Here is a 7,784-nt window from a genome sequence, read left to right on the forward strand (position 1 = left end):
GGGGCGGGCGGGAGTCGGCGCGTTCTGGTGACCCGTACGGGGTGTCGCTGAGTACACCCCGCGATACGGGTTCTGCGCCCCATGTGGGTCGAGCGTTCGCTCCGTAGCGTCGTGGGCGAGGCACAGGGCGTGCCGGACGGAGAGTGATGACGATGTTTCGCCGCACCTCGCGACGTACGAACGAATCGGAACCCGCCCGGGAGGCGCTGCGGCTGGTCAAGGTCGGCAAGACCTACGGCGCCGGGGAGAGCGTCGTGACCGCGCTGGACGGGGTGAGCCTCGGCCTGGCGCGCGGCAGCTTCACCGCGGTCATGGGGCCCTCGGGGTCGGGCAAGTCCACGCTGCTGCGGTGCGCGGCGGGGCTGGAGCGGCCCGACAGCGGCATCGTGCGGGTCGACGGTGCGGAGATGACGGGCAGCGGGGAGGCCGAGCTGACGAGGTTCCGGCGCGACCGGATCGGGTTCGTCTTCCAGCAGTACAACCTGCTGCCGACGCTGACCGTCGCCCAGAACACGATCCTGCCGCTGAAGCTCGCCGGGCGGCGCGTCGACCGGGCCGGGGTGCGGGAGATCCTGACGGCGGTCGGCCTGGGCGACCGGCTCGGCAGCCTGCCCGACCAGCTCTCCGGCGGGCAGCAGCAGCGCGTGGCGATCGCCCGGGCGCTGGTCGCCGAGCCTCGGGTGATCTTCGCGGACGAGCCGACCGGCGCCCTCGACAGCCGCGGCGCACGGGATGTGCTGCGGCTGCTTCAGGAGGCGGTGCGGGTGCACGGCAGGACGGTCGTCATGGTGACGCACGACCCCCTCGCCGCCTCGTGGGCCGACGCGGTCGTGTTCCTCGCGGACGGACGGATGGCCGGCCAACTGCCCGCGCCGACGGCGGACGCCGTGGCCGAGCGTCTGGCGCACCTCGGCGACGACACGAGGGTGGGTGTGTGAGCCGTGTTCGCTCTGGCCCTGCGTTCCCTCCGGCAGCGCCCCGGGCGCGCCACGGCGACCCTGCTGTCCGCCTTCCTCGGCGCGGCGGTCGTCATGACCTTCAACTCCCTGCACGACACGGCCGCGCGGCCGGGCGTGGACTCCGTGAGCGCGGAGTCGCTGTCCACCGCGGCGGGCGTCGTCGGCGGCTACGGCACCCTGCTGGTGTTCTTCGCGATCGCCTCGACCCTGACGGTGAACGTCCGTCAGCGCGGCGCCGAGATGGAGCTGCTCAGGTGCTCCGGGGCGACTCCCGCGCAGATCAGACGGATGGTCGTGGGTGAGGCGGTGGCGATCGCCCTGGTGGGCGCGGTACTGGCGATCGGTCCGGCGATGCTCGGCGGACGCGCCCTGCTGGGCGTCTTCCAGGACAGCGGTCAGGTCGCCCGGTCCGTCGACTACTCCTTCGGCCCCGTCGCCCTCGGGTCGGGCATCGGCATCACGGTGCCGGCCGCGGCGGGCGCGGCGTTCCTCGCGGTGCGGCGGGTGACGCTCCGCCGTCGCCCCCGGGGCCGGGCACGGACGTTCCTCGCGTACGCGGCTCTGCTCGCCGGTGGTGCGGCGGTCTGTTCCACCTTCGCGTTCTCGGCCGAGGACGCCGCGCTGATGGCGCCTCCCGCCTACGGGGCGATCCTGCTGTCCGTGGGGTGCGCGCTGCTGGCGCCGCGGCTGCTGGAGGGCCTGCTCGGCCGGCTGCCCCTGGCAGGACCGAGCGGGTACCTGGCCGTACGGAACCTGCGTCGGCGTGCCGCGGAGATGTCCGGTGTCCTGATGCCGCTGATCCTCTTCACCTGCATGGCGTCGGCGACGCTGACCATGCAGGCGGTCGAGAGCGACGCGATCAGGGCCTCCGGTGTTCCAAAGTCGGTCGACGCGAAGAACCTCGAGACGCTCAACCTCACGGTCGTCGGCGTCATCGTGGTCTTCTGCTGCGTCATGCTGATCAACTCCCTGTACGCGGCGACGACTTACCGCGGCCGGGAGTTCGGGCAGCAGCGGCTGGTGGGGGCGACACCGGGGCAGGTGCTCGGGGTGGTCGGCGCCGAGGGTCTGATCCTGACGGTGACGGGCGTCTTCTTCGGCACCCTGGCCGGGCTCGCCGGGGTCCTCGCGTTCGGCGCCGTCCGCACGGACTCCCCGTGGCCCGGCCAGGGACCTGGTATCTGGCTCGCCGTCGTCGCGGTCGCGGCGGCGGTGACCCTGGGGACCGTCCTGTTCACGGCCCGCCGCACCCTGCGGACGCCGGCCGTGGCGGCGGTGACCCTGGTCGCGTGAACGGGCGGCGGGCTGTGGGGAGGCGGCGCGATATGTGGGCAGGGGCCGCACTGGCACCTGACCGGCCGAGTGGCCACGATGGACTCCAAGGACGACGGTTTGCGCCGCCAGGATCCAGGCCACGGAGGGACGATGACGTCAGACGCCCGTTCGGGAGGCGCCGAACCGTGCGACGCGCCGCAGGAGTCGGCTTCCCCTTCCGACACGACGGACCGGATGGTCGAGCTGCGGGAAGAGGTCGACCAGCTGAAGGAGGCCGTCACCTTGCACGCCACGGTGGACCAGGCCATCGGCATGATGGTCGCCCTCGGCCGGGTGTCGCCCGACCAGGGCTGGGCCGTGCTCCGGGAAGTCTCGCAGCACACGAACGTCAAGCTGCGCACTGTCGCGGAAATGATTCTCGTCTGGGGGCGGCGGGGAGATCTGCCGCCCGATATTCGCGCGGCCCTGGAGGACACGCTCGACAAGTACGGGCCCACGCAGATCCCCGACAGTCCCCCCGCCCCGTAGGCGCGGAATTTGTTTGGATCTGATCCACCCAGGTAGTTCAGAAAGAGGTGGCCCGCTGGCCAACCGCTCCCGGGAGGGTTCGGCAGTGAGCTCGCCTCCGACCGCCCGGACGGGACACCCCCCGGGCGGCCGGGTGTGTCCACCGCCCGTGGGCTATGCCGCATCGGCGAGCACCTGTTCGCGCAGGGTGGCGCAGCAGTCGCTGAGGAGGCGCGAGACGTGCATCTGTGAGATGCCGAGCTGGTCGGCGATGCAGCTCTGCGTCATGCCCTGGAAGAAGCGCAGGTAGAGGATGGCCCGTTCGCGCTCGGGGAGCTCGTGCAGGGCCGGTTTCACCGACTCGCGATCGATGACCAGGTCGAATCCGGTGTCGCGCGCGCCCAGCGCGTCGTTGAGCGCGTAGCCGTCGTCCCCGCCGGGCAGTTCGGCGTCCAGGGAGAGGGCGGAGAAGCTGTCCAGGGCCTCCAGACCGGTACGGACCTCGTCCTCGCTCAGGTGCGCGTACGCGGCGATCTCGGCGATGGTGGGCCGTTGGCCCTGCATCGTCTGCGAGAGGTCCTTGAGGGCCACGCGCACCCTGTTGCGGACGTCCTGGACGCGGCGCGGGACGTGCAGGGTCCACATGTGGTCGCGGAAGTGGCGCTTGATCTCGCCGGTGATGGTCGGGACGGCGTAGCTCTCGAAGGCGTTGCCGAGCTCGGGGTCGTAGCGGTCGACGGCCTTGACCAAGCCGAGCGCGGCCACCTGGTTGAGGTCCTCGACCGACTCGCCCTTGCCCCGGTAGCGGCCCGCGACACGCTCCGACATGGGCAGCCAGGACCGGATGATCTCCTCGCGAAGTATCTGCCGCTCGGGCCCGGCCGGCAGTTCGGCGAGGCGGACGAAGGCCGCGGCGGTGTCCGGGGCGTCGTCATGGGGGTGTCTTCTGGTGCCGGACGTCATGCGCATAGTGCTCACAACTCCCTCAGGGGTTGCCGACGGGGCAGTCCCCATGGGAGGGCACGCACAAAAAAGCCGGACGGAAGACATCCGGCGATCTGGCGGACCAGCTCCCACGGACGTGCCTCCTGTCCGAAGCACTGCTAGAACAATTCCCTCATATCGGTCACCCAAACAAGCGCGAAACGATCCCGGAGAATCATCCAAGGGAAGTGACGCCGGGCGAGGGGACGATTCTGGAGCGTCACGCGTCGTCCGCGAATCCATATCCGTACGCCATCCATATCCGTACGCCGTGAATTCACCGCACGAGCTCCGTGCGATTTCCATCCCCCCGGCACCACCGCCGAGCAATTCACCGCGCAATGCGTCGCGCGAGCCCGCGTACGAGTCGCACTCCACGGACCCGTCACCGCGACATCGCGACCCCGGCGGCCGCCCCGAACGTCCGCCGCGCCGAGGTCGACGGCCCGGCGAGACGGGCCTCAGGACGGACAGGCCGGAACAGCGGTGCGTGATGCCGGCATGCCTCATGCGGATGACCGGCCGAGGTGTTGCCGTCCGCGCGGCATCGGCACCCCGGCGACCCGCGCCTCTCACCCTGCCGCGACACGGGGCTCCGCGTCCGTACCGCCCCGCACGTGACCCCGGATCCACCCGGACCCCCGCCGACTGTTGACGGGGCAGTCGCACCGTGGAAATCTGATGCTCAATGAAGAGAATCTAGTTCTCGCCCGCCCGGCCGTAACTGTTCCAGGCAACGCCCGTATCGGAGGACTGACGCGATGGCCCTTTATCCGAAGCCGGCCGAGGGCAGCTGGACCGAGCACTACCCGGACCTGGGAACGGGAGTGGTGTCCTACGAGGACTGCGTGTCACCCGAGTTCTACGAAGTCGAGCGCGAGGCGGTCTTCAAGCGGGCCTGGCTGAACGTCGGCCGGGTCGAGGACCTTCCACGCAAAGGGAGTTACTTCACGAAGGAGATCGAGGTCGCCGACACCTCGATCATCGTCGTGCGCGATCTGCGAGGCCGGGTGCGGGCGTTCCACAACATCTGCCGGCACCGGGGCAACAAGCTGATGTGGAACGACTTCCCGCGCGCGGAGACCCGGGGGTCCTGCCGGGCGTTCACCTGCAAGTACCACGCATGGCGCTACGACCTCACCGGCAGGCTCACCTTCGTCCAGCAGGAGAGCGAGTTCTTCGGCCTGGACAAGGACGACTACGGCCTGCTGCCGGTGCACTGCGAGGTGTGGGCGGGGTTCGTCTTCGTCAATCTGGCGAAGGACCCGGAGCAGACCCTGCCGGAGTTCCTCGGCCCGATGATCACGCCGCTCGACGGCTACCCGTTCGACCGGCTGACCGAGCGCTACGACTTCCGCGCCGACGTCGACTGCAACTGGAAGGTCTTCCTGGACGCCTTCCAGGAGTACTACCACGTGCCCGTGCTGCACTCGCAGGAGGCCACCCCGGCGGCCCGGCCCAAGCTGAACGGCTTCGAGGCACCGCACTACCAGCTCGACGGCCCGCACCGCATGGTCACCACCTCGGGCGCACCCCGCCGGCTGTGGCCCGCCGACTACCAGTACCCCATCGAGATCGCCACGCGCAGCGGCCTGTTCGGCCCCTGGGACGAGCCGGACCTGGGCACCGAGCCGGGCGGGACCAACCCGGGCAAGGTCAGGAAGTGGGCCATGGACAACTTCCAGATCTTCCCGAACATGGAGATCCTGATCTGGGCGACCGGCTGGTACCTCACCTACCGCTACTGGCCGACCTCGTACCACACGCACCGCTTCGAGGGCACGCTGTTCTTCCCGAAAGCCACCACCGCCAGTGAGCGCGCCGCCCAGGAGTGCGCGGTCGTCATGTTCAAGGAGTTCGCGCTCCAGGACGCCGGCACCCTCGTGGGGACCCAGCGGGCGCTGGAGTCACGGGCGGCCCGCGACGACTTCCCCCTCAATGACCAGGAGTTGCTGGTACGGCACTTCCACCGGTCGATCGCCGACTGGGTCGAGGAACACGAGCGCAGGACCGTGGGGGTGTGAACCGGTGTCCGACACCCTCCTGCCCGAGGCGTTCGCGGAGCTGGAACCCTTCGCCGCGACCTGGTGCCTGGCCACCGAGCCCGAGCGCTACGAGCGCCGCCTGGCGAGCGACATGACCGAACTTCAGGCGCTCTACGACGCCGGGTTCCCCCGCATCGAGGAAGCGCTCGCGTACTGCGACACGTTCCCGCTCGACGCGCTGCCCGGCCAGGCACGCCGTCTCCTCGAACTGGTGCATTCGATCATCATGGTGTCGATGTGCGTCGAGATCTGGCACCAGCCCAGGGTCGTCGACGGCGCCGACGCCGAGATCCACCGCGTCGCCGAGCCGCTGCCCTGACCCGGCGACCACCCGATCCCAGCCGACCCACCACTCACGACCACCGGGACCCACACGTTGCGGTGCCGAAGGGAGCGTTGCACACGGTGAACGACTTCGAGGCGATGAACTTCTTCCGGGACGAGGGGCTCGTCGCGGACCCCTACCCGTACTTCGAGGCGATGCGCGGGAAGTGTCCCGTACAGCGCGAGAGCCACCACGACGTGGTGATGGTGACGGGGTACGACGAAGCGGTTCACGTGTTCAACGACAGCGAGACGTTCTCGTCGTGCCTCTCGGTGACCGGCCCCTTCCCGGGGTTCCCGGTCCCGCTCGAGGGGGACGACGTGAGCGAACTCATCGAGCTGCACCGCGCCGAACTCCCCTTCAGCGACCAGCTTCCGACCCTCGACCCGCCGACGCACACGGACCACCGCGCGCTGCTGATGCGGCTGATCACACCGCGACGCCTCAAGGAGAACGAGGCGGCGATGTGGCAGCTGGCCGACCGTCGCCTTGACACGTTCCTCGCCCCGGGCGAGGGCGACTTCATCAGCGGGTTCGCGGGCCCGTTCACCCTGCAGGTCATCACCGACCTGCTCGGCGTGCCCGAAGAGGACCGCGAGGAGTTCGTCAGGGGGCTGGAGCACCGGCCGCAGGCGGACGGCGGTGTGGGCAGCACGGAACGGGAGATGGAGCACACACCACTGGAGTACCTGTACGAGCGGTTCGCGTCCTATGTCGAGGAGCGGCGCCGCGAGCCGCGCGACGACGTGCTCTCCGGTCTGGCCTCGGCGACGTTCCCGGACGGCTCGACACCCGACGTCGCCGATGTGGCCCGGGTGGCGACCAATCTCTTCGCGGCGGGCCAGGAGACCACGGTCCGGCTGCTCAGCTCCGCCGTCAAGCTGCTCGTCGAGCGCCCCGAGCTGCAGCGGCGACTGCGCGAGGAGCGCGCCCTGATCCCCAACTTCATCGAGGAGGCGCTGCGGATGGAGAGCCCGATCAAGGGCGACTTCCGGCTGTCCAGGGTGCCGACCACGGTGGGTGGTGTCGGCATACCGGCCGGCACCACGGTGATGGTCCTGAACGGGGCCGCGAACCGCGACCCCCGCCACTTCGAGGAGCCGGACACCTTCGACCCCTCCCGCGCCAACGCCCGCCACCACATCGCGTTCGGACGGGGCATCCACACCTGCCCCGGTGCGCCGCTGGCCCGCGCCGAGGGCCGGGTGGCCATCGAGCGGCTCCTCGACCGCACGGCCGACATCAGGCTCTCCGAGCGCGTGCACGGACCTGAGGGCGCGCGCCGCTACCACTACATCCCGACGTACATCCTGCGCGGTCTGACCAACCTGAACGTCGAGTTCACCCTCGCCGAGGAGCCGGCGCGGTGAAGGCGAAGGTCGACGAGGACCGCTGCCGGGGACACGGGGTCTGCTGGTCGCTCTGCCCCGAGGTGTTCGACCTGACCGACGACGGCTACGCAGTGGTGCTCACACCGGAGGTACCGTTCGAGTTCGAGGACACCGTGCGTACGGCGATGGGCAGTTGTCCCGAGCGCGCCATCACGCTGGACTGACGGTCGCGGGGGGGGGGCGGAAAGGGGGGAGGGAGAAGGAAGGGGTCTTTTCCCGGGTGGGGAAGGAGATCGCCAAAAAGAGGAAGAAAAAACAGGTACAGTTGGGATAGGCCAACCCAAAAGCTTTTTCCCCC

The 7,784-nt window shown here is 69.9% G+C and carries 8 protein-coding genes; 7 read left to right on the forward strand and 1 reads right to left on the reverse strand.

Translation table 11 applies throughout. The annotated features are described in order from the left end of the window. Positions 1–146 precede the first annotated feature (146 nt). From ACZ7M2_RS22940 to ACZ7M2_RS22950, 3 genes are all read left to right on the forward strand, one after another. A complete protein-coding gene (locus tag ACZ7M2_RS22940) occupies positions 147–938 on the forward strand; it encodes an ABC transporter ATP-binding protein (RefSeq protein WP_471596816.1) in 792 nt (263 codons plus the stop codon). Between the two features lie 3 nt (positions 939–941). Further along, positions 942–2,252, forward strand: a complete 1,311-nt coding sequence (locus ACZ7M2_RS22945; RefSeq protein ID WP_471596817.1) for an FtsX-like permease family protein — start codon at positions 942–944, stop codon at positions 2,250–2,252. A 216-nt stretch (positions 2,253–2,468) separates the two neighbouring features. Beyond that, complete coding sequence (locus ACZ7M2_RS22950; RefSeq protein WP_471597018.1) at positions 2,469–2,762, forward strand: ANTAR domain-containing protein; 294 nt, start codon at positions 2,469–2,471, stop codon at positions 2,760–2,762. Positions 2,763–2,915: 153 nt separating this feature from the next. Here the strand turns inward: ACZ7M2_RS22950 and ACZ7M2_RS22955 are convergent, their stop codons facing one another. Beyond that, positions 2,916–3,710 carry a SigB/SigF/SigG family RNA polymerase sigma factor gene (locus ACZ7M2_RS22955; RefSeq protein ID WP_471596818.1) on the reverse strand — a complete coding sequence of 265 codons (795 nt, stop codon included), beginning with the start codon at positions 3,708–3,710 and terminating at the stop codon, positions 2,916–2,918. A gap of 776 nt (positions 3,711–4,486) precedes the next feature. Between ACZ7M2_RS22955 and ACZ7M2_RS22960 the strand changes: the two genes are divergently transcribed. The 4 genes from ACZ7M2_RS22960 to ACZ7M2_RS22975 all read left to right on the forward strand — a co-directional run bounded on the left by ACZ7M2_RS22960 (position 4,487) and on the right by ACZ7M2_RS22975 (position 7,650). Then, entirely contained in the window at positions 4,487–5,749 is a 1,263-nt protein-coding gene (locus ACZ7M2_RS22960) for an aromatic ring-hydroxylating oxygenase subunit alpha (protein WP_471596819.1), read from the forward strand. A 4-nt stretch (positions 5,750–5,753) separates the two neighbouring features. Continuing rightward, the gene (locus ACZ7M2_RS22965) at positions 5,754–6,089 is read left to right on the forward strand and encodes a hypothetical protein (RefSeq protein ID WP_471596820.1); all 336 of its coding nucleotides are present in this window, start codon (positions 5,754–5,756) and stop codon (positions 6,087–6,089) included. 86 nt (positions 6,090–6,175) lie between these two features. After that, entirely contained in the window at positions 6,176–7,465 is a 1,290-nt protein-coding gene (locus tag ACZ7M2_RS22970; protein WP_471596821.1) for a cytochrome P450, read from the forward strand. Further along, a complete protein-coding gene (locus ACZ7M2_RS22975) occupies positions 7,462–7,650 on the forward strand; it encodes a ferredoxin (RefSeq protein ID WP_471596822.1) in 189 nt (62 codons plus the stop codon). The genes ACZ7M2_RS22970 and ACZ7M2_RS22975 overlap by 4 nt, the downstream gene beginning before the upstream one ends. Positions 7,651–7,784 lie beyond the last annotated feature (134 nt).

It is taken from the genome of Streptomyces sp. NPDC111507 (assembly GCF_055638955.1).

Bases quoted from the DNA above. Each gene is read 5' to 3' on its own strand.
- ACZ7M2_RS22940 (WP_471596816.1), top strand. From the start codon at position 147: ATGACGATGTTTCGCCGCACCTCGCGACGTACGAACGAATCGGAACCC.
- ACZ7M2_RS22955 (WP_471596818.1), bottom strand. From the start codon at position 3,710: ATGCGCATGACGTCCGGCACCAGAAGACACCCCCATGACGACGCCCCG.
- ACZ7M2_RS22950 (WP_471597018.1), top strand. From the start codon at position 2,469: ATGGTCGAGCTGCGGGAAGAGGTCGACCAGCTGAAGGAGGCCGTCACC.
- ACZ7M2_RS22960 (WP_471596819.1), top strand. From the start codon at position 4,487: ATGGCCCTTTATCCGAAGCCGGCCGAGGGCAGCTGGACCGAGCACTAC.